This window comes from Parahaliea mediterranea, assembly GCF_003402235.1.
Lineage (GTDB): Bacteria > Pseudomonadota > Gammaproteobacteria > Pseudomonadales > Halieaceae > Parahaliea > Parahaliea mediterranea.
In genome coordinates, this window is record NZ_QEWO01000001.1 from 650,886 (window position 1) to 668,477 (window position 17,592).

Sequence of the window (17,592 nt, forward strand, 5' to 3'; positions counted from 1 at the left end):
TCAGCCCCTCACCGTCGCCTCGTAGGCGATGATCTCGGGCCCTACGGTGCGGCTGTAGGAATCCCAGTGGATGAAGCCGTACTCCCGGCCGTCGATGGTCACTGCATCGGCGTAGCTCAGCTGGGCGGTAGCCAGGGCGTCTGGCAGTTGGTCGGCGCGGATGATCAGCCGGAGGTCGCCCAGCTGAATCGGGCCGCCCTCCACCAGGTCGCGCTCCTGGTAGCGGGAGACATGGGCCGGCACGTTGTAGGAGCCGCCAGCGGCCAGGGTGATGGTCACGGTCTGCGACAAGGGGCCAAGGAATCGGCGGTACAGGCGGCGGTAGCGGGCTGGGTTGAACATCAGCACACCCACCGTTTGTAGGCGCTCAGGACGGCCATGGCTGAGCCGGGGAACATGCCCATGCCGACAGCTGCGCCATCGCTGGCGCCGGCGTACTCGATGGAGCCAACGCCCACAATGGATTCACGCGAAGCCGGTCCACCCTGGTCGCCCCCGAGCTCATAGCCCATGGCGCCCTGGACGATGGCAAAGCCAAGATCAGCGGGCAGCGGCTCGCGGCCGGCGTTGTAGGTGAGAATCACCTGCTTGTAGCAACAGTCGCGGCGAACTCCACAACGATCTTTCACGGCGGTGTCGAGGCCGTCTTTCAGGATCACCTCAAACTCGGAGGTCATATCCTGCCCATCCACCATCACGGTGAGCCCGTCGATGTAGGGGTAGTAACGCAGCGTGATGGCTGATCTGTAGCGGTTGAATGTCTCATTCACCGGCTGCAGAACGATGACGTTATCGATGTACCGCTCGGCGGCCTCACCGGCCAGCTGCAAGTACAGGGCCAGCTCGTCATCCCGCGAGTCGTCGGTCACATCGAGCTGGGACTTCAGCATTTCCAGCAGCGTTGTACTGGTGGGGCCCGGGCCGTATTCGACAGTGGCAGAGGAAAAATCAGCCATCGTCGTCACCCGTCAGGCCATCGCGCAGGTCTTCGAAGAACTGGCGCAGCTCGCGCAATTCCTTCAGCTCCGCCTTGATGGCCTCGATGTCATCAGTGGGTGCGTCAGCGCCATCCTTGCCGGCCAGGCCCTGCTTGCCGCGGGGAGCCACCAGAATCTGCTTCCAGCCGTTGCCGGGCGGCGCATGGTCGGTTTTCTGCTCGGCCTGCCACATGGCAGTACCCTTTGTGATCACCTCACCAGGGAAGTAGGTTTCACCCTCCCGGTAGACACCCTTGTGCAGCGGGTACGGCAGGCGGAAGGTGTCCTCCAACTTCTCGCCGTTGGACAAGCGCAGGGTGAGGCCGAACACCTGTCCCTCTACCTGCTTGACGTTGACAGAAGCTATGCCGGCGATCACGCAATCCCAGGCGTGCGGATCCTCGGAGGGGTCGCCGATGGCGTGTTTGCTGGATACCCACAGGCCGCCGGCGTAGGTGCCCTGAGTGTTCTTGGCGTATTCGCGGCCGGATTTGATGGGCACCGGCTGCATAATCGGGCAATCACGGCCTGGCTCGCCGGGGTCGCCCTTCTCTCCTGCAATGCCAGGCTCGCCTTGCGGGCCCTGCTCGCCTGGGACGCCAGGTTCGCCATTCTGCCCAGGGATGCCCTGATCTCCGGTGTCGCCTTTCTCGCCGGCAGGGCCCTGCTCCCCTCGCTCGCCAGGATCACCAGCCGGGCCCTGCTCCCCCTTCTCGGGCGCGCGTGACTTCAGCTCGTGGATGTCATTGATGATGGGGGTAAGCGATAGAGAAAACTTCTCCTCGATCTGCTGGCGCACCTCGCCAACGAGCTTGGCAATAGCCGGGTAAAGTTTCTGGCGGTCAGGCAAGGCACTTCTCCTTCTCAAAGGCGTCGCGCAACGCCGCCTCCACGTCCTCATCCTCCGGGACTGGCGCAGGCTCTGGCGGTTTGGCGGCCTGCATTTCGTGCCAGTTCAGCGGCACCATCTGCTGCTGGATCATGGGCAGATCGCCGCCGTCCACCGGGGGCAGGCCTTCTTTGGCCCGGGCCTCGTTCAGCGCGTAGATGCCCTTGCTGGAACCCTCGCCCAGGGCCTCCATGCGGGTCTTCCAGTCGGAGCGCAGCAACACGGTGGTGTCGAACTCCATCTTCCGGCCGAAGGGCAGGCTGAACAGGCGCGCGAACTCCTGTTCCAGGCTTTCCAGCAGGAAGCCCAGGCCAGAAGCCAGGAACCAGGTCATCAGTGATTCAGCATTGTTGAAGGTGGAGCCGGTCATGTCGTTGATGATCGGGAGCGGCACGCGGAAGGCCCGGGAAATATCCTGCACCGTCATGCCAAAGGCGTCGGCCAGCTGCGCGTCCTGGCTGGAAAGGCCCATCTGTTGGAACTTCAGGCCGCCGCCGAGGACAGGGATGCCACCGGAGTCGATCTCTGCTGATTGCTCGCGGAATTTCTGGCGCAGCATGTCGATCTGGTCTCCGGTCAGGGTTTCTTCCGTGGACAGAATCCCGGATGGCCGCGACATACGCGAGAAGAAGGTCGCCTGGTGGCCCAGCATCGCGCTGTTGGCCTGAGTGGACGCCGATACAGCCCGAAGAGGCGTTACCCCCTTGAGCGGATCGCGGTCGGTATACAGGCGCAGGTGGAACACGTTGCGGGACGGAAAGACGCGGTCCAGCTCATCATCAAAATCAAAGGGCTGATTCTGCTTCGGGCTGGCGTAGTAGTAGACCTCGCCGCTGGTCGGGTCCATCACCGCCTGGGTGGCGCGCGGGTCCATCAGGTGCAACTGGGAAACAGCGCCGCGATCATCACGAGTAGCGACAGCGTAGGCGTTGCCCTCGAAATACACGCTGCGGATCACGTTGTTGATGAACAGCGAGCGGGTTTCGTAATCGTTGGGGCGACTCAGGACGCGCTCAGGGTTGGAACCGCGCAGCCGGGTATTGGCGCCGTTGCCCTCCTGCTGAATGCAGAAGGCCGGGCACATAGCGGCCGTCTGCGAGAGGGCCGATACACAGGCCTCCACGGTGCCGTTGATGCCGCTGAAGTTCAGGGGCTGGCAATTCTGCTGCCACCAACCGGGGTCCCAGCTGGTATTCAGCCAGCCCTCCATGGTTGGCGCATAGCCCTTTTGTGAAACATGAGGCTGGACAGTGCCACCAAACGGCTTCCAATTGCGGATGCGATTCATCAGCGACAAGCCAGAACCTCCTAAAAAAATGGGGGTCGGTGACCCCCCAAGCCCTTGGTCTGTGCCCTCTTACGAGGTGTAGTCGATCGTATGGATGCGGTTCACACACCCAGCGCGCATTTTGTGCCAGCTGAGGTACTGCACATGCTTGAGCGCGACAGTTTCAGTCTGGAACAGGGAGCGAATCTTCGGAGTATTCACAGTGTCGCGTGCCGCCACGTCGACGGAGCTCACTTCCGGAGCGACGCCGTCATCATCTGCCTCAACGATCGTCGCGCTATCGCTGGCAGTGAACACCGGGACGCCAGGCGCCCAGGCCACTTCTCTCATGTCGATGGCCCAGATTTCATCAACAGGAACGTTGTGACTTTGCCGCACTTCGTGCATGCCGAGTCGACCACTGTTGATTTCGCTGCGGAAAATGAAGCCGTCCTGACCTCGCACGTTGGCAATGATTGAAGCATTCACTGGGTTCAAAAGGATGCGCATGCGGCGGCCCATCTTTGCGGTCAGGATGGGTGTCGCTAGCGCATTCAAATCTTCAATAATCCGATCAGCCAGCGCGGTGGTAGAAGAGCCAGCAGTACCGGCCACCCCGTTGAACATGCCAGCTGGGCGCTCGCCGGCGACGGCTGCAGCCGTGCCGAAGAAATCGTTGTCCAGCTGCGTCGATGTGTCATCGATGATGAACTGTCGGACCAGAGCTTCAATGGCAGGTGTACTGCGCATTTGAAGCTCCTTGGAGAAGGTACTGATCACACCCCACTTGTAGGGTGCAATCGTGATGGGCGACAGGCTTCCTTTCTTCACCGGGATCGCCCCGCCCTCACCAACGAAACCGCTTGACAGGTCAGTGTCGCTACCGGCGCGAGAGGGAACGGTGATTGAACCCAGGCGGTCGAACTGCAGCTGAGTTCCTGCCTCGGCCAGCAAGCCGCCGGCAATTGACTCGCCGCGCAGGATGTCTTGGAATCCCTGCAGCGCACTGTCCACCAGTTCCTCAGCCCAGCCGCTTACATCAGTCTGCGCGGGATTCACCGTAGACTTCACGACTTCAAGCAGTTCGTGGTCATGAGCATAACGCTCGCTTGCCACCTGGAGAGGAGACTGCTTCAAATAGTGGCCAATAAGGGTAGCGGTGGCCTGCTTGAACAGAATTTCACCGGGCTTGCGATCGCGGCCGAGGCCTTGTTTTTTGATGATGCCGGGGGCCTGCTTCACAGCGACAGTACCGAGCGCCTTCTCGGCCTTCTCCAGGTCCTCAATGCGCTTGGTGGTGGCTTCGATTTCCTCGGAAAACGCTTCCAGCTTGGTCGACTCTTCGCCGGTCAGGTCGCGCTCTTCGGCCTCAGCAATGCCCATCATCTCTGCGACATCGCTTTTCAGCTGGTCCAGCTTCTGCTGGGCTGCCTCGATCTTTTCCTTGAACTTCATGGCTCGTAGCTCCTATGAAATCCCCAGCGCCTTTGCTCGTTCACGCCAGGTATCCAGATTCGGGGTTTGGGTTTCAAAGGTCGCTCGACCCGGGTCAATCTCCGGACCGCCTTCTGTGGTGCCCGGTCGGGCGAACAGAATGTCGGCGGTGCTCGGGGAAAGTGCTTTAGCGATGGCCAGGGCGCCGGCATTGGCCGGCACCGCCACCATGGATGCCTCCATCAGATCGGCTTGGGTGATATCCCAGCCGCCCCAGGGCTCGTTCTTGTCCCGCGGGGTGTATTCCAGGATGCGGAAGCCGACCGATACGGCCTTGAGGATGCGTTGTTCGACCAGCTTGCGGGTGGTGTTCACCAGCTCAGAGGTGCCCTCTTCCGCCAGCTTCAGGCGGCCCACCAGCTTCTTGCCCTCAACGCGCACGTTGGTCCACACACCAATTATCTGGCTGTGGCTGTGGCCGAACAGGGCGATAGGGTTTTTCTTGAAGTCCGCCAGCTTCCAGCCATCGGCGCGCACGATGTCGCCGTGGCGGTCTACGCGCTCGTCGGAGAGGATGAACTCAAAGGGGTCGTCTTCAGACTGGGTGCCAGCCTTGAGGATTGTCGCGTCAGCGTTGCGTTGGCCCACCACGCTGGCCCGCGCCGGTATTACCCGCAGATGCGGAACCGTGGCCTTGGCGAGTGGATTTGTCTGAACGGTGTCTGGTCATGGGTGAAATGCTAAAGCGTTCCATCTGGACTGCTCAACAATTCATTTTTCCCGCTTTTTCCCGCATTGCCCGGATTTTCCCACTATTGCACAGCGGAGGTATCAGCCGATCCAGCTTGAAACGTCGATGACTTCGGCCTGATTGCGTCCATCGCCGAACGGCCAGGCGGCCATGACCAAGGCGACAATGGGGTCAATGCGCTGCGTGGAAAGGTTCTTCGCCAGCGCCGACACGCCCTCCCTGCCCTCTTTCGCCACCGCCACGCTGGCGGCCATTGCCAGCACCGGGTGACCGCCGTGACGCAGCCGGTTTTCGGCCAACAGTATCTGCAGGCTGGCCAGGCGCATGCCCATGTCCTTGAAGTTCTGGGGAACGCCAATCCACTCGGCATCCTGGAAGGCGCCAACCCGCTCGCAGGCCGCCTGGAAGTGCGTGATGTATGCCTTGTCGTAGTGGATTTCGCTCACCTGGATACCCATGGCGCCCAGCTCCAGGTGCAGGGCCTCGGCGATCTGGTCAAAATCCATAGTCTTACCGCCGACCGGCAGCATGTAGCCATCGCGCACCCAGGCATCATACGGCGCCCGGTCACGGCGGGCCCGCTCCTCGATGCCGGAGGTGGGGCAGAACACGAACGGCAGGGTGTGCACCACGCTGCCCTCTTCGTCTTCGGCACAAAGCACGCCGGCCGTGAGGTCGTTCCGTGCCGACAGGTCGAGGCCCATGGAGACCTTGCCTTTGCGGAACAGCTCCAGATCAACCTCGCCGGCGCACTCCTTCCAGATGCTGGGCGTGATGGCCAGGCCCTCCATCGCCACACGCTGGTTCAAGTACTGATTCCTTGCCTCGGACTCTTTCGCTGGTATCTGCTTGGCCTGCCGCATGAGGTGGCGCAAATCCTTCAGAGAGCGAAACTTCCCAAGCCCAGGATTGGCTTTGTACCACTGAGACTCATCATCAAGGTCGGCTCCCTTGTCGGCACAATAGACGTGCGAAATTGTGTGCCGGTCCTGCTGGCGCTCGGCGGTATCCAGGGCAACCGAGAAAAAGTCCAGATCGCTGCGCCCCTGGGTGCTGATCTTGAAATAGATCGCATCATCGTGCGAACCCTGCCGGGAATCGAGCATGTCGGTGAACGGCGAGGTCGGCCCGCGAATCTGGCCGGCCTCATCGAGCACAATGACCCGCAAGCTCTGCCCGTAGCCGGTCTTAGCATCGCTCGACAGCGCCGTGTACCGGGTATTCTTGCTAAGCCCGAACAGTTGCTTTTTCGACGCCAGCGGCCGGAACAGACCCTCGCAGTCCGGTGACATCAGGAGCGTGTTGTACATCAAGTCAAAGCAGATACTTGCTTGGGTGCGGCTCATGGCTCCGGATGCAATGCTGGTATTTTGCTTCGCCAGCGGGCCAATCAGGAACGCCAGCAAGATCACCGCCAACAGTGCCGTTTTGCCGTTGCGGGCGCCAATGCTCAAATTGGCGAATCGGGTGCCATAGGGGTTGTCGAAGACGGAGAGAATGAATACCTGCTGGTACAGATCGAGAATTAGCGGCTCACCAATCAGAGGGCCATCTGCAACAATCAGGTGATTCCCGGCAAAAGCAATAACCCGCTCACCTACGGTCTGTGGGTCTGCGCAGATATCCTCAATGGGGCGGACACGAGGGACAGGCCCGCACTTGATCGCATCCAGGATGGTCTGGGGAATTTCAACGTATTGGGTCACGCCAGAAGTTTGAGATTACCGCCGCGGGTTTTTTTGCTCGAAGGCTTTTCACCCGCATCCTCACCGCCGGGCACAGCCAGCTTGCCATTGCGCGAGGTGCCGACTGCGCGTTCTGGGCTGGTGTTCAGGCCGATCACCCGCAACTGGCTGTGAATCAGCTTCTCCGTGGACCGGACGGCAACGTGAATCGGGTGCTCGGCAATTGAGCCGCCGGCCTTTTCGTACGTGTATGGCGCCTTGTTCGCCTCAACCAGCAATTTCTCCAGCTTGGTCTCGGTCTTGACGATTCGGTGAAGCGTTCTTAGCTCCGGCTCGCTCCACGACGTTCTGCAGCCGGTGTACTGGTTCCAGGCTGTTTTTTCGCGCTTCGTGAGGGCCTTCAGCCCATAGGGAACCTGATAACCGCGCTCCCGGGACTGCGTTGCCGCGACTTCAGATTCGAGAGAATCACTGCGGTCACTTCGCTTTTCCACTACTCACTCCAGTGGGGCGGGGCCCCGATAATCTGATTTTTTACACATAGCGCGCGAGGAAATAACCCCTGTGCGGTAGAGACCCCCTGCCACGCAGCAAGAGGCCTCCCCCCCCCTCCCCTACTCGGCCCCGGCCGGCTCTTCGGTAACAGGCTCGGATGCAGTGGCAGACTCTGCACTGTTCGCGTCCTGCTCCGCCTCATTGGGCGAAATGTGCTTGCCCAAATCCTCCGGCTTCACCCACTTGCGATCCAGCAGCGCCTTGCGTTGCTCCTGGTCGTACAACAGGAGTGCAGAGCCGTGCTCGACAATGGGCAGTGGCATCGTACCGCACGGAGTAACCGCTTCCAGCGAGCCATCGTCAGCCTGACGCCAGGCAAGGATGGGGAAATACTGAACGCCGGCCGTATCGCCGACATCAGGCACGCTGACAACACGCAGCGCAGGGTTATGGTTGGGCAGCAGTTGTGCCGGCATCGCAAGCTCAAGCGCTTCGGCGACAATGGCTGGCTGCGCATCCTGTGCCGCATCAGCGGCTTTGGCTCGTGGGGCCATGGTTACTTCTCCTCTCTGAATGGATCCCGATACCTCGCAGGGGCAACGGGTTGGGTCTCGATGGGGTAGCCGTCCAGGCCAATGCGCGGCCGGGCCAGCTGATCGAGTCGGGTTCTGCGGTTGTGACAGGACTCGCACAACGTCCGCAGGTTGTTGATGTCCAGGGCCAGCTCTGGGTGCTGGCGCCGGGTCTTGATGTGGTCGACATGGGGCGATGGCTGGCCGCGCTTCTTGCCGCCACAGGCACAGCCGCACTCTGTGCAGCGCCAGCCATCGAGCTTGATCCGCTGCAGCCTGACCTTCTTCCAGGCGCCCGAGGCATAGAACGGATCGACACGCTTGTTACTCCGGCTGGGCATTGGCTCGCTCCCAGAGCTGATCGATGTACGCCAACACGTCCGACCTGCGCCACATCGTGGTGCCACAGGGGTCTTTCAGGGGCCGAGGGAACGACTCGTCCACAGATGCCATCCGGTAGGTTTTCTTCCGGCTGCAGCCCAACATGACCGCAAGGCCAGTCCGGTTCACCAGGTGCTGTTCCGCCGCGTCTGTCATCACCCCTCCAGCAATCCGATCTGGTTGCTCCGTGACTCCCGAAGCCGGCGGTACAGCGCTTCACGGCGGCGGAAGATGCTGGCCATGCGCCGGAGCTCGGCCTCGCTGTAATCCTTCGCGCCATGCGGGCCCTTGAGCCAGTCGACACGATCCTGCCCGATGCGCGCCACCAGACCAGCCTCGAACTTGGCCGGCGTGGTGCTGCGGAACTTCTTGCGGTGGTGGGCGCCGCGGTTGGATTTGCGGCACTGCTTGTGGATGTTCCAGGTGTTGTACCGGAGCTCTGGCGCTTCGTCGGCGCCCTGGAAGTGGCCGGCGTCGAACTCCCGATTCGGGCAGCTGGCGCCGTGGACGATGCAGGGCTTGTCGTGGTCCCGAGCCAACACGAAGGCGTTCACCGCCTGGCTGGCTTGGTGCCCGGGGCCGGTGCTGCGCGATGCGGTGTTCTTCGCGGCTTGCTTTGCCCGGTAGGCCTGGGCCTCGTCCGACCAGCGCTTGTGCCGGGCGTACTGCAGGGCGCAGGCCACACTCCCGCAGACCACCTGATCGCCGTTGCTGGGGTCGAAGGTTTCCCCGCACGCCTTGCAGTTGCGAGCCTTGAGCTTGCGGCCGGAACCTGGCGCTGCAATCTGCTCGACCACACCCGGGAGAATCTGGCTGACGTGGCGGGGGGCGGTCATTGAGCGATTTCCAGTTTCCCGCCCCGCCCGGTGCGCGAATCAACACCAGGCAGGTGGCAGTCGCTATTCAGGCCCTTGAGGATTACCAGGGCGTCGACAATCCTCCAGGAAGCCCCGCCGTCCATTTCGGGATCGTTCTCGATCAGGCCGGCAGCGAAGCGCAGGAGCTGCGCGGCTTCGGAGCGCTTCCCGTCCGCGCTATCGGCCACTCGGCATGCGCGCACAAAATCTTCAACTTCGTCGGCTTGGTTGCTCATGCTGGCGTCTCCAGTTGGCGGACTTCGATGTGTTGAGCCCGGCGATAGTTGTTCCCGGTGAACTGGCGCGACTCGTGCTGCCACAGGTTGATCCGGCCCTCGAACTTCCCGTGGCGCTGCTTGGCGACGACCAGGAGCTGGTCGGGCTTCTCGTCATCGACGGAGTCTCCGGTGCGCTCGGCCATTTCCAGTTCCTCGGCCTTGGCCTTGTCGTGCCAGCAGATAAAAACGCTCATGGCCAGGTTCGTGATGTGACTGGAGCCGAGGAAGTCGAACTTGTTGGGGATGTAGGATTCGTCCTTCTGCGGCGGCTTGCGCATGTGGTGGACCAGGGCGATGTGGCACTTGAGCATCTTGGCGATGCCGGACAGGGTCGATACGAATTTCCGCTCCCGCTCGCTGTCGTCGCACACCGAGCACATCATCATCGAATCCAGGACGATGAATTTGCAGCCCAGGTTGGCCGCCATGTGGTACACGCAGGCCAGGGCAATTTCCGGCTTCACGGCATCCAGGCGGTCGTAGATCGAGATTCGGTTGTCGGACCAGGTCAGGAATTCGTTCACCCACTGCTGAGCAGGGGTGCTGACACCGGCCGCGAGCGAGCCCAGCAGGACAGCGGTGTCCTCCAGTTCCATCTCCAGCGACGCGATACCCACCGGTGCGAACTGGGCGATGTTCAGCGCCACTTGGGATACCAGCGTGGTCTTGTTGTGCGCGTTGAACCCGCCCCACACGGACAGCTCGCCGGGGCGCAGCCGGACCTTGTCGTGGGTTTTGCCCCAGGGCAGGCAGAACCCGGTCATGGCCCGAGGGTTGGCTGCGCGCTCCAGGATGCGGTCCCGGTGGGCCGGCAGCCAGTCGATGTCCTGGGCCTCGGCCTCGGCCAGAATCTCGGCCACCCGGATGTTGGAAAAATCGATTTCGTGAATTTGGTTCATATCGCGAGCCTCTTGCGTTGGTCGTCGGTGCCGGCGGTGCGCCCACCCCGGGGAATAATTTCATCCGTCCAGCCCCTGCCGTTCAGGTAGGTCGCCGGGTACGGGATGTACTGCTTGTCAGGCCCCTGGTCATCCCAGGCGCCGTCACCCAGCCGTTTGCCGATGTCGGTGATCAGGGTGTCGGTCAGTGCGCGATCAGGGGCGAGCTTGCTCCACGCCTTGAGCGCTGACTCCTTGCCCTGCTTTCGGGGATACCTGGCCCAGAATTCAACGAATCGATCTTCCAGCGTCTCGGCCGGAGGCGACTCAGGCGCATCAAGCGCCAGCGGGGGGGTATGGGGGGCTTGGTTACTGGTTACTGGTTCTTGGTTACTGGTTAGGCTTTTTTCAGAAAGCCGATTGTAAGCGGTGGCTTTTGTTTGGCTTTCATTGGAAAGCCGCTGGCTTTTTTCAGAAACCCGTAAGTTTTTCTTTGGTCGGCCACCTTTGCGCCCTCTCTCAGATTGGATGCGCGCCTTCTCGCGGTAATTTTCCAGCTCCTCGGCGATACGTTTCTGGACGTAGGTGCCGTCCTCCTGCAGCTCGAAAAATCGCCGCAGAATGAAGTCCACGGCCTCGACTTCTTCGGTGGTAGAGGCCCACACCCAGTCCACGGCCTCATCCCTGGTCGGGAACCGCTCCCGGTCGTAAATGCAGTCCATCAACGACCGGTACGCGCCGTGCTCAAGCATTGATAGCCTGCCGGTTTTCTTCGCGTAGTCGCCAATGTTGTGCTGATAGTGGTGCATCAGAGAAACCTCAGTATTTCCGCGGCATTGAACGGAATCCAACATCCGTTCAACATGTGTTCCCAACGCGCGTTAAATGCCGTGTCGAGGTGCCGATAAGAGCGCATCATCCCTCCCCCTCGTCCACCACCAGGCTGCGCCGCGCCAGCGCCGCCCTGAATCGTTCGCGGTGAGCCTCTGGCAGGCGGCCGGCAGTGCCCCGAATAGACCGGCAAAGCTCGATCACGGCCACGTCATTCATGCGGGATATGGCGTCGGCTTCGGCCTCCAGAAGGTCGTCAGGGACCGGCTCGCCGGCCTCCCGCAGATCGGCGCAGGCCCCCAGGGCAAACGCATCGAATACGGCCTGCTTGCGCTGCATCTTGCGGTGCAGCCAGTCGTCGGATTCCCGGCGCACGCGGGCTATCTCGCCCTGAATGCCTTCCGCGGACAGCGGTATTCCGCCGTTCTCGAAGGTGGGGGCCGGCATCAGCTGCACACCCCAGTAACCCCCATCCCCGCCGCCGGCCCCAGGCGCTCCATGCGCTTGGCAATGTCGGCCATGGCCTTGGTGGCGGCGATGTAATCACGCTGCAGGCGGGCGCGTTCGTCTTCAGGCTCGATCGCCCTGGCTTCATAGCCGCACTGATCGGCCAGGTAGGTCATGCCGGAATGCACCCCTTTCTCGCGCCCGGCCCTCAGCACCTGCATTACCTCTTCGGGCTTCAGGTTCTCCGGGCGCTCGGGGTTCAGGCAGTTGGCCAGCTTGCGGCCGGCACTGTCTGGGCTCAATGCCGGCCACAGCATGTAGCCGACCACCTTCAGGCCGCCCAGGGACGAGCAAACGTGCCCCAGGGCGCCGTAGATGTCTTCGTGGAAAAGTGGCTCTTGCTCCATGGTTACGACCTGTTCCAACTCGGTTGTAAGGCGTTGTAACGTCGGATTCGACTACAAAAAAACCCTCATGAATCAGAGGGTTTCGGTTATGCGGCGGCGACTTCGCCAAACACGTCAGGTCTTAGATCGTGCCTCGTCACCTCCGAATTGCAGGCGGCCTCAATTGCAATACACCTGGCGGCAGGCACGGGCCTGTCTCCATGCACCCACTGGTGCACAAAGCTGGGAGACACCCCCACCTTCTCTGCCAGCTGTTTCTGTCCTCCGCACGCATCAACGGCCAGTTGGATTGGGCTTTTGATCATGGTGAATATCCTCCTGCGCAAAAATATAGCACTGCCATATTTATTAAGTAAAGCACTGCTTGTGGCAAATAATAAAGCAGCGCTATAGATTTCTGACATGACAGCTACATCAAAAAAGCGCAGAGAGCTCACTGAGTCCGAAAAACGCCGTGCCGCCAAGGCGAAGGCTGTTTGGTTGGAAAAGAAAAAACGAGATGGCCTCACTCAGGATGACGCCAACAATGCGCTCGGCTGGTCCCCCAGTACTTTCGGCCAGTACATAAATGGCCGGATACCAATGAACCTCACGGCACTTCTGATGATTGCCGACTACCTCGGAGTATCACCCCAAGAATTGGGAGGTAGAGAGGAGGCTGAAGAGGTAGAAGCCGCGGCCTATCTCAACTGGCGAGACTTCAAACTCCACGATCGAATGCCGCCCACCAAAGAACAAGATGTTCTTTACGGCCAGATCGTTGATGTATTTATGCGTGAGGTAGAAAACCTCAGCAATGACAATTTAGTGCAACTGATAGAGGCGATTGGAAGGTCTGTCAGCCCGAAGGGGGCCCTGAAGCTCTCTCAGATTCTTCTGGATTGCGCGACGGAAGGTCTTCCAGCAGACGAAGAATAGCCAGCTTATCTCCAATCGGAACTGATCTGAATATGATCTCCAGCAGGCAAAGCATTTCTTGTCGTGAGCCATACGGCCCAACATATTTTTCATCAATCATATCAGTTCCCATAACGAGGATTAGGTTATGGCAACGGAGGCAGTTCCGGCGGGAAGATTGGACTATCGTGACGGGTGGCGCCTTCCGCCTGGCACCATGGCTCACCCTGCAACCTGCTTAGCTATCCGTGCTCTTGCATGAATAAACATAGCGGGGACTAGACTAATACCAAAAGACTGGATGGATCAACATGTCGACTATCCGAACAGGAGTGAACAATGGCGACTGAGCAGGATGTGAACAGGCTCACATCCGAGGAAATAACCAATTTTCTCGACCAGTTCGAGTTACGTTGCCCGGTCTGCAACAGTGACGAATTCACACTTCCCACGCTTGGGGGCCCCACAGGCAGAAGGCCGATATTGGTGGTCAACGAAGTGTCCAGCGGATTCAACGTTGAGGGCCAGGTAATGATTCTGGAAGGCAGCCAACTACCTCCTGCCGTGCAGATTGTCTGCAGGGAATGCGCGTATACGATGCGCTTTGACGCCGTAGCGCTTGTGGATAAAATTTATCCAGCCAAGGAGGGCCAATAATGTCTGCTAAGATACACTCTATCGATGCCACGAAATTTGGCGGACAGCCACCAGGAGGCGAACCATTGGAAGCGCGAGTAGCCAGGCTGGAAGCCCATGTAGGGCATATCCAACAGGACGTGTCTGAAATCAAATCTGATATCCGGGAAATAAAAAGAGATGCGCGCACTGATTTTAGAATATTGTTTGGCGCGACAATCACCGCCACTGTCGCCCTCGTTGGCGTAATGGCCAAAGGCTTCGGCTGGATATAAGTCAAATCAGCACCCACCCAGCCCCGCACCAGCGGGGTTTTTTGTGGCTACTTCACATAGCAGGCATCATCGAAACACCGAACCTGCAGGCTCTCTCCATCCCCGCAGTCCAGTGTCCACCTTTCGCTTTCTGCCGTTGACTCGGTCATTGTCGCGCCTTGGGTGCACTCCATTGATCCCGCAACCTCCTGCACCTGTGCGCCGTATTTCCCGCTACTCTGCACAGGGGCGCCGGTATTGTGTAGACACTGATATTCGGTAGTGACTCTCCAGGCATTACATCCGCCAAATCCCCCCGGCTGAATGCAGGTACTCAAACCGGCATCGAAAGGCTCCGCTCCAGTGTATCCCCAGCGCTGGCAGCGCTTAATCGCATTAGCAAGAGCGCCGGCCTTGTCCACCGTTGGAACAGTCATCGCCCCGTACTGGTAGGACATTTCAACAATCCCATCGGCCCGACTGCCACCAGTCGCGGCCGGGGTAATGTGGGTGCTGCAACCGGCAATCATCCACACCATAAAAACTGCACAAAAATAACGCATCCCCGATCCCTCGATATTTGAATTATCCGGCCCAAATCCTACCCCACCCAGCCACCCTGCGCATGTGAATCGCATCACAGACCCGTGCGCCCGGAATAAAAATATAGCAATGCTATTTACACCAAAATATAGCGCTGCTATATTTATTCCCAACGCTGACCAAAACAGCCGAGGAACCAACATGGAGTTGGGCACTTTCAAGGACATCAGCTGGATCAACGTCATGGCCGGAGTGGCCATCGGGATGTTCCTAATCGACGCACTGGGGAAACTGCTATGAAACCCTCCGACCTATACCACGCTCTGGCGTACACCAGGGAGCGCGGGGACTTCAAAGACCTGACGCAAATTGAGCACACTGGCGACCGCAACCGCCTGGCGATCCTGCTGACGCGGGACGCTGATGTGATCACCGACCTGCTGCAGGATGCGATTGCCGACCTGAACGAGAGCGAACTCAACAACGTGACCAGCGCCGCAGAAGCCCTGTACAGCGGAAACGTCGGGCGGATAGCTCGCGTCGGTGTGTGGGGCGCGATGCTCGGCACCGACCTACTGCAGAAGCTGCCAGGCATCATCGACACCTACATCGACAGCGCCGCCGAGGAATGGCTGGATCTGGCCTACCAGTACAAGGTGTCGATCACTGACCCCGCAGCGGATCACGCTGATTCGGTGGTGCAGGAGCGGTTGGAGGTGGCCCATGGGTGATATCGCCGACATGATCCTGGAAGGCCTGCTCGACGAAGAAACCGGCGAGTACATCGGCGACCAGAACAAGGAAATTTACGGAACCGAGTCGCCGGGATTCCCGATCAGCTACGAGCGCGACCGCCGTAACCCGGAAAAAACCAACTGCCCCATCTGTGGAAGACGGGTGAAGGTCGCCGGGCTTCGGGACCACACCAGGGACGTGCATGGGGGCTCCGCATGACTGACTACGGCCCCCTCATCCGCGCTCGCGCCGCCCGCCGGCGCCAGCTTCGCGCCGACTGCAACGGCATCTGGATATTCGCAACCGGGTTCGGCTGGGGCATGGTTTTCGCCCTGTTCGTGCTCGGCCTGACATCGTAGGAGAGCACTATGCAAGCCGCTGAACAGATCGAGAAGCCGAAGCGCCCCTTCATCGAGCCAGGCTGGTACCGCGACCTGAGCAATGAGGAATACCACGGCAGTTTCGGCACCTCCTCCAGTCAGCTCAAGAAGCTGATCGAGCAGACGCCGGCGCACCTGGCGCACAGCTGGAGCCAGCCGAACGAAACCACGGCCAACATGGCGCTCGGTACCGCGGTACACACTCTGGTGCTGGAGCCGGAGAAGTTCGCCGAGGAAATCGCCGTCGAGCCGACCCTTGACCGCCGCACGAAGGCAGGAAAAGAGGCTGCGGCAGAGTTCGCTGCCAGAAGCGCCGGGAAGACCATTATTACCGAAGAGCAGTACGAGGCCGCGCAGCACATGGCCGCGTCCGTGCGCAGCCACAGCAGTGCGGGACCTCTGCTGGAGGACATCATTGCGGAGTCGTCCATCTACTGGTGGAACCAGCCTGCATACCCGGAACAGAGCAACGTGTCCGCCGAAATGACGAAGGTCCGCCCCGACATCATCGGCCTGGGCCACCCCATCGTTGGCGACCTGAAAACGACAGCCGACGCCAGCCACGATGCGTTTATCCGCTCAATCCATCGCTACGGCTACCACATAAGCGCCGGCATGTACCTGGACGGCATCAACCAGTGCCGCGAACTGTTGGAGTTCACCAAGCGCTTCGCCTACAAGGACTTCGTCTTCATCTGCGTAGAGAACAAGGCGCCCTGGCTGACAGCGGTTTACCACATGTCACCCCGGTACATCGAACTGGGCACCCTGATCTACCGCGAATGCCTGCGCAGAATGCGCGCCGCGCGTGCTGCCGGCTTCCCCGGCTACCCCGAAGAAATCCGAGTCATCGAGCCGCCCACTTGGGCGAGCAGAGGCTACACCATCTGAGCAACCACCACCCATTGAGGGACTGAAAGCATGAACACCCAAGTCGCAGTACAAAACCCCTTCGGGGGGCAGGCACCCAGCGTCGGCAGTCACGACACCCTGGCCAGTGCCGAAGAGCAGCGCGCCATTCAGGAAGTGCAGGCCGCCATGGTCATCGCCAAGAAGTTCCCGCGGAACATGATCGAGGCCATGGACCGCATCCTGAACAGCTGCACCCGGGAATCGCTGGCCGAGACCGCCATCTACTCCTACCCCCGCGGCGGACAGGAGGTGACCGGCCCCAGTATTCGCCTGGCCGAGGCCCTGGCCCAGGAGTGGGGCAACATGCAATTCGGTATCCGCGAGCTGTCGCAGGAGAACGGCGCCAGCACCGTTGAGGCCTTCGCCTGGGATGTGCAGACCAACACCCGGCAGGTGAAGACCTTCCGCGTGCCGCACACCCGCTACACCCGCAAAGGCACCACCCAGCTCAGCGACCCGCGCGACATCTACGAGCTGATCGCCAACCAGGGTGCCCGCCGGCTGCGCGCCTGCATCCTCGGCGTGATCCCGGGTGATGTGGTCGAGGCCGCGGTGAATCAGTGCAAAGTCACCCAGGAAGCCAGCGTTGAAGTCACCCCCGAGACCATCAAAAAGATGCTGGCGGCCTTCAAGGACAACTACGGCGTGCCACAGGAGCTGATCGAGAAGCGCATCGGTCGCCGCGCCGAGGCTCTGAACCCGCCCCAGTACCTGATGCTGAAACGTGTGTACCAGTCGCTGAAGGATGGCATGGGCAAGCCCTCCGACTACTTCGATATGGATGACCCTGCCGCCCTTGCCGGCCCCGCCACCAGCGACCTCAACGAGCAGGTGAAAAAACAGCCGGCCAAGCAGGCTGCCAAACCCAAGCCTGACCCAGAGCCCCCGACCGAAGAAGAAGAGCTGCCGGCCGCCGCTACCAGCGACTTCGACGACATCATGCTGAAGCTGAAGGAGGCCCGCAGCCTGGAAGAGCTGGACGGCATCCGCGAGGCGGCCATGGAGTTCATCACCGACCTGCCCAAAGAGCAACAGGAGCAACTCACCGGCCTGCACTCGAAGCGCAAGGAAGAGTTGGAACAGTAA

The 17,592-nt window shown here is 60.6% G+C and carries 26 protein-coding genes; 8 read left to right on the plus strand and 18 right to left on the minus strand.

Annotated elements, in window-relative coordinates; translation table 11 throughout:
• From DDZ17_RS02820 to DDZ17_RS23005, 17 genes are all read right to left on the minus strand, one after another.
• Entirely contained in the window at nt 1–342 is a 342-nt protein-coding gene (locus DDZ17_RS02820; RefSeq protein WP_157976407.1) for a hypothetical protein, read from the minus strand.
• On the minus strand, nt 342–956 hold the full coding sequence (locus DDZ17_RS02825; RefSeq protein WP_116364417.1) for a phage head-tail connector protein: 615 nt from the start codon (nt 954–956) through the stop codon (nt 342–344). Before DDZ17_RS02825 ends, DDZ17_RS02820 begins: the two co-directional genes overlap by 1 nt.
• Entirely contained in the window at nt 949–1,827 is an 879-nt protein-coding gene (locus DDZ17_RS22885) for a collagen-like domain-containing protein (RefSeq protein ID WP_277749288.1), read from the minus strand. The genes DDZ17_RS02825 and DDZ17_RS22885 overlap by 8 nt, the downstream gene beginning before the upstream one ends.
• The gene (locus tag DDZ17_RS02840; protein WP_157976409.1) at nt 1,820–3,076 is read right to left on the minus strand and encodes a phage portal protein; all 1,257 of its coding nucleotides are present in this window, start codon (nt 3,074–3,076) and stop codon (nt 1,820–1,822) included. Before DDZ17_RS02840 ends, DDZ17_RS22885 begins: the two co-directional genes overlap by 8 nt.
• 147 nt (nt 3,077–3,223) lie before the next feature.
• Nucleotides 3,224–4,588: a phage major capsid protein gene (locus DDZ17_RS02845; protein ID WP_116364420.1), complete on the minus strand. Its 1,365-nt coding sequence runs from the start codon at nt 4,586–4,588 to the stop codon at nt 3,224–3,226.
• 12 nt (nt 4,589–4,600) lie between these two features.
• Nucleotides 4,601–5,215 carry an HK97 family phage prohead protease gene (locus DDZ17_RS02850; RefSeq protein ID WP_157976410.1) on the minus strand — a complete coding sequence of 205 codons (615 nt, stop codon included), beginning with the start codon at nt 5,213–5,215 and terminating at the stop codon, nt 4,601–4,603.
• A gap of 183 nt (nt 5,216–5,398) precedes the next feature.
• Nucleotides 5,399–7,024, minus strand: coding sequence for a terminase TerL endonuclease subunit (locus DDZ17_RS02855; protein ID WP_116364422.1), 1,626 nt, complete (start codon nt 7,022–7,024; stop codon nt 5,399–5,401).
• Nucleotides 7,021–7,497, minus strand: a complete 477-nt coding sequence (locus DDZ17_RS02860) for a hypothetical protein (protein WP_116364423.1) — start codon at nt 7,495–7,497, stop codon at nt 7,021–7,023. Before DDZ17_RS02860 ends, DDZ17_RS02855 begins: the two co-directional genes overlap by 4 nt.
• Nucleotides 7,498–7,617: 120 nt before the next feature.
• Complete coding sequence (locus DDZ17_RS02865; RefSeq protein WP_116364424.1) at nt 7,618–8,052, minus strand: hypothetical protein; 435 nt, start codon at nt 8,050–8,052, stop codon at nt 7,618–7,620.
• A gap of 2 nt (nt 8,053–8,054) precedes the next feature.
• Nucleotides 8,055–8,411 carry an HNH endonuclease gene (locus DDZ17_RS02870; RefSeq protein WP_116364425.1) on the minus strand — a complete coding sequence of 119 codons (357 nt, stop codon included), beginning with the start codon at nt 8,409–8,411 and terminating at the stop codon, nt 8,055–8,057.
• 195 nt (nt 8,412–8,606) lie between these two features.
• Nucleotides 8,607–9,287, minus strand: coding sequence for a recombination protein NinG (locus tag DDZ17_RS02880; protein ID WP_116364427.1), 681 nt, complete (start codon nt 9,285–9,287; stop codon nt 8,607–8,609).
• The gene (locus DDZ17_RS02885; protein ID WP_116364428.1) at nt 9,284–9,544 is read right to left on the minus strand and encodes a hypothetical protein; all 261 of its coding nucleotides are present in this window, start codon (nt 9,542–9,544) and stop codon (nt 9,284–9,286) included. The genes DDZ17_RS02880 and DDZ17_RS02885 overlap by 4 nt, the downstream gene beginning before the upstream one ends.
• Nucleotides 9,541–10,485 (minus strand): DnaB-like helicase C-terminal domain-containing protein, encoded by a 945-nt coding sequence (locus DDZ17_RS02890; protein ID WP_116364429.1) that lies wholly within the window; start codon nt 10,483–10,485, stop codon nt 9,541–9,543. Before DDZ17_RS02890 ends, DDZ17_RS02885 begins: the two co-directional genes overlap by 4 nt.
• Entirely contained in the window at nt 10,482–11,273 is a 792-nt protein-coding gene (locus DDZ17_RS02895; protein WP_116364430.1) for a YdaU family protein, read from the minus strand. The genes DDZ17_RS02890 and DDZ17_RS02895 overlap by 4 nt, the downstream gene beginning before the upstream one ends.
• A gap of 106 nt (nt 11,274–11,379) precedes the next feature.
• Nucleotides 11,380–11,742 carry a hypothetical protein gene (locus DDZ17_RS02900; RefSeq protein ID WP_157976411.1) on the minus strand — a complete coding sequence of 121 codons (363 nt, stop codon included), beginning with the start codon at nt 11,740–11,742 and terminating at the stop codon, nt 11,380–11,382.
• Entirely contained in the window at nt 11,742–12,149 is a 408-nt protein-coding gene (locus tag DDZ17_RS02905; protein WP_116364432.1) for a hypothetical protein, read from the minus strand. Before DDZ17_RS02905 ends, DDZ17_RS02900 begins: the two co-directional genes overlap by 1 nt.
• An 86-nt stretch (nt 12,150–12,235) precedes the next feature.
• Complete coding sequence (locus DDZ17_RS23005; RefSeq protein WP_206613417.1) at nt 12,236–12,553, minus strand: transcriptional regulator; 318 nt, start codon at nt 12,551–12,553, stop codon at nt 12,236–12,238.
• On the opposite strand from DDZ17_RS23005, the gene DDZ17_RS02915 reads away from it, so the two are divergent.
• The 3 genes from DDZ17_RS02915 (at nt 12,552) to DDZ17_RS02925 (ending at nt 13,957) form a co-directional block, all read left to right on the plus strand.
• Nucleotides 12,552–13,067, plus strand: a complete 516-nt coding sequence (locus DDZ17_RS02915; protein WP_116364434.1) for a helix-turn-helix domain-containing protein — start codon at nt 12,552–12,554, stop codon at nt 13,065–13,067. The two genes, DDZ17_RS23005 and DDZ17_RS02915, sit on opposite strands and share 2 nt — an antisense overlap.
• Nucleotides 13,068–13,385: 318 nt before the next feature.
• The gene (locus DDZ17_RS02920) at nt 13,386–13,703 is read left to right on the plus strand and encodes a hypothetical protein (RefSeq protein WP_116364435.1); all 318 of its coding nucleotides are present in this window, start codon (nt 13,386–13,388) and stop codon (nt 13,701–13,703) included.
• Entirely contained in the window at nt 13,703–13,957 is a 255-nt protein-coding gene (locus tag DDZ17_RS02925) for a hypothetical protein (protein WP_206613418.1), read from the plus strand. The genes DDZ17_RS02920 and DDZ17_RS02925 overlap by 1 nt, the downstream gene beginning before the upstream one ends.
• Nucleotides 13,958–14,004: 47 nt before the next feature.
• On the opposite strand, the gene yecR is transcribed toward DDZ17_RS02925, so the two are convergent.
• On the minus strand, nt 14,005–14,724 hold the full coding sequence (yecR, locus tag DDZ17_RS23010; protein ID WP_421909937.1) for a YecR family lipoprotein: 720 nt from the start codon (nt 14,722–14,724) through the stop codon (nt 14,005–14,007).
• Nucleotides 14,725–14,775: 51 nt separating this feature from the next.
• On the opposite strand from yecR, the gene DDZ17_RS02935 reads away from it, so the two are divergent.
• Genes DDZ17_RS02935 through DDZ17_RS02950 form a run of 5 tightly spaced genes read left to right on the plus strand, consistent with a single transcriptional unit; the run spans nt 14,776 to nt 17,592 of the window.
• A complete protein-coding gene (locus DDZ17_RS02935; protein WP_116364437.1) occupies nt 14,776–15,210 on the plus strand; it encodes a hypothetical protein in 435 nt (144 codons plus the stop codon).
• Entirely contained in the window at nt 15,203–15,433 is a 231-nt protein-coding gene (locus tag DDZ17_RS02940) for a hypothetical protein (protein WP_116364438.1), read from the plus strand. The genes DDZ17_RS02935 and DDZ17_RS02940 overlap by 8 nt, the downstream gene beginning before the upstream one ends.
• Nucleotides 15,430–15,573, plus strand: coding sequence for a hypothetical protein (locus tag DDZ17_RS22235; RefSeq protein ID WP_157976413.1), 144 nt, complete (start codon nt 15,430–15,432; stop codon nt 15,571–15,573). The genes DDZ17_RS02940 and DDZ17_RS22235 overlap by 4 nt, the downstream gene beginning before the upstream one ends.
• 9 nt (nt 15,574–15,582) lie before the next feature.
• A complete protein-coding gene (locus tag DDZ17_RS02945; RefSeq protein WP_116364439.1) occupies nt 15,583–16,485 on the plus strand; it encodes a PD-(D/E)XK nuclease-like domain-containing protein in 903 nt (300 codons plus the stop codon).
• Between the two features lie 30 nt (nt 16,486–16,515).
• The gene (locus DDZ17_RS02950) at nt 16,516–17,592 is read left to right on the plus strand and encodes a hypothetical protein (RefSeq protein ID WP_193940531.1); all 1,077 of its coding nucleotides are present in this window, start codon (nt 16,516–16,518) and stop codon (nt 17,590–17,592) included.

What these genes read in the sequence shown, in the direction of transcription:
- DDZ17_RS02820 (WP_157976407.1), bottom strand. Translation starts at nt 342, where the DNA reads ATGTTCAACCCAGCCCGCTACCGCCGCCTGTACCGCCGATTCCTTGGC.
- DDZ17_RS02825 (WP_116364417.1), bottom strand. Translation starts at nt 956, where the DNA reads ATGGCTGATTTTTCCTCTGCCACTGTCGAATACGGCCCGGGCCCCACC.
- DDZ17_RS02840 (WP_157976409.1), bottom strand. Translation starts at nt 3,076, where the DNA reads ATGGAGGGCTGGCTGAATACCAGCTGGGACCCCGGTTGGTGGCAGCAG.
- DDZ17_RS02845 (WP_116364420.1), bottom strand. Translation starts at nt 4,588, where the DNA reads ATGAAGTTCAAGGAAAAGATCGAGGCAGCCCAGCAGAAGCTGGACCAG.
- DDZ17_RS02865 (WP_116364424.1), bottom strand. Translation starts at nt 8,052, where the DNA reads ATGGCCCCACGAGCCAAAGCCGCTGATGCGGCACAGGATGCGCAGCCA.
- DDZ17_RS02870 (WP_116364425.1), bottom strand. Translation starts at nt 8,411, where the DNA reads ATGCCCAGCCGGAGTAACAAGCGTGTCGATCCGTTCTATGCCTCGGGC.
- DDZ17_RS02880 (WP_116364427.1), bottom strand. Translation starts at nt 9,287, where the DNA reads ATGACCGCCCCCCGCCACGTCAGCCAGATTCTCCCGGGTGTGGTCGAG.
- DDZ17_RS02885 (WP_116364428.1), bottom strand. Translation starts at nt 9,544, where the DNA reads ATGAGCAACCAAGCCGACGAAGTTGAAGATTTTGTGCGCGCATGCCGA.
- DDZ17_RS02890 (WP_116364429.1), bottom strand. Translation starts at nt 10,485, where the DNA reads ATGAACCAAATTCACGAAATCGATTTTTCCAACATCCGGGTGGCCGAG.
- DDZ17_RS02895 (WP_116364430.1), bottom strand. Translation starts at nt 11,273, where the DNA reads ATGCACCACTATCAGCACAACATTGGCGACTACGCGAAGAAAACCGGC.
- DDZ17_RS02900 (WP_157976411.1), bottom strand. Translation starts at nt 11,742, where the DNA reads ATGCCGGCCCCCACCTTCGAGAACGGCGGAATACCGCTGTCCGCGGAA.
- DDZ17_RS02905 (WP_116364432.1), bottom strand. Translation starts at nt 12,149, where the DNA reads ATGGAGCAAGAGCCACTTTTCCACGAAGACATCTACGGCGCCCTGGGG.
- DDZ17_RS02915 (WP_116364434.1), top strand. Translation starts at nt 12,552, where the DNA reads ATGACAGCTACATCAAAAAAGCGCAGAGAGCTCACTGAGTCCGAAAAA.
- DDZ17_RS23005 (WP_206613417.1), bottom strand. Translation starts at nt 12,553, where the DNA reads ATGTCAGAAATCTATAGCGCTGCTTTATTATTTGCCACAAGCAGTGCT.
- DDZ17_RS02920 (WP_116364435.1), top strand. Translation starts at nt 13,386, where the DNA reads ATGGCGACTGAGCAGGATGTGAACAGGCTCACATCCGAGGAAATAACC.
- DDZ17_RS02925 (WP_206613418.1), top strand. Translation starts at nt 13,703, where the DNA reads ATGTCTGCTAAGATACACTCTATCGATGCCACGAAATTTGGCGGACAG.
- yecR (WP_421909937.1), bottom strand. Translation starts at nt 14,724, where the DNA reads ATGACGTTGATCCAGCTGATGTCCTTGAAAGTGCCCAACTCCATGTTG.
- DDZ17_RS02935 (WP_116364437.1), top strand. Translation starts at nt 14,776, where the DNA reads ATGAAACCCTCCGACCTATACCACGCTCTGGCGTACACCAGGGAGCGC.
- DDZ17_RS02940 (WP_116364438.1), top strand. Translation starts at nt 15,203, where the DNA reads ATGGGTGATATCGCCGACATGATCCTGGAAGGCCTGCTCGACGAAGAA.
- DDZ17_RS22235 (WP_157976413.1), top strand. Translation starts at nt 15,430, where the DNA reads ATGACTGACTACGGCCCCCTCATCCGCGCTCGCGCCGCCCGCCGGCGC.
- DDZ17_RS02945 (WP_116364439.1), top strand. Translation starts at nt 15,583, where the DNA reads ATGCAAGCCGCTGAACAGATCGAGAAGCCGAAGCGCCCCTTCATCGAG.
- DDZ17_RS02950 (WP_193940531.1), top strand. Translation starts at nt 16,516, where the DNA reads ATGAACACCCAAGTCGCAGTACAAAACCCCTTCGGGGGGCAGGCACCC.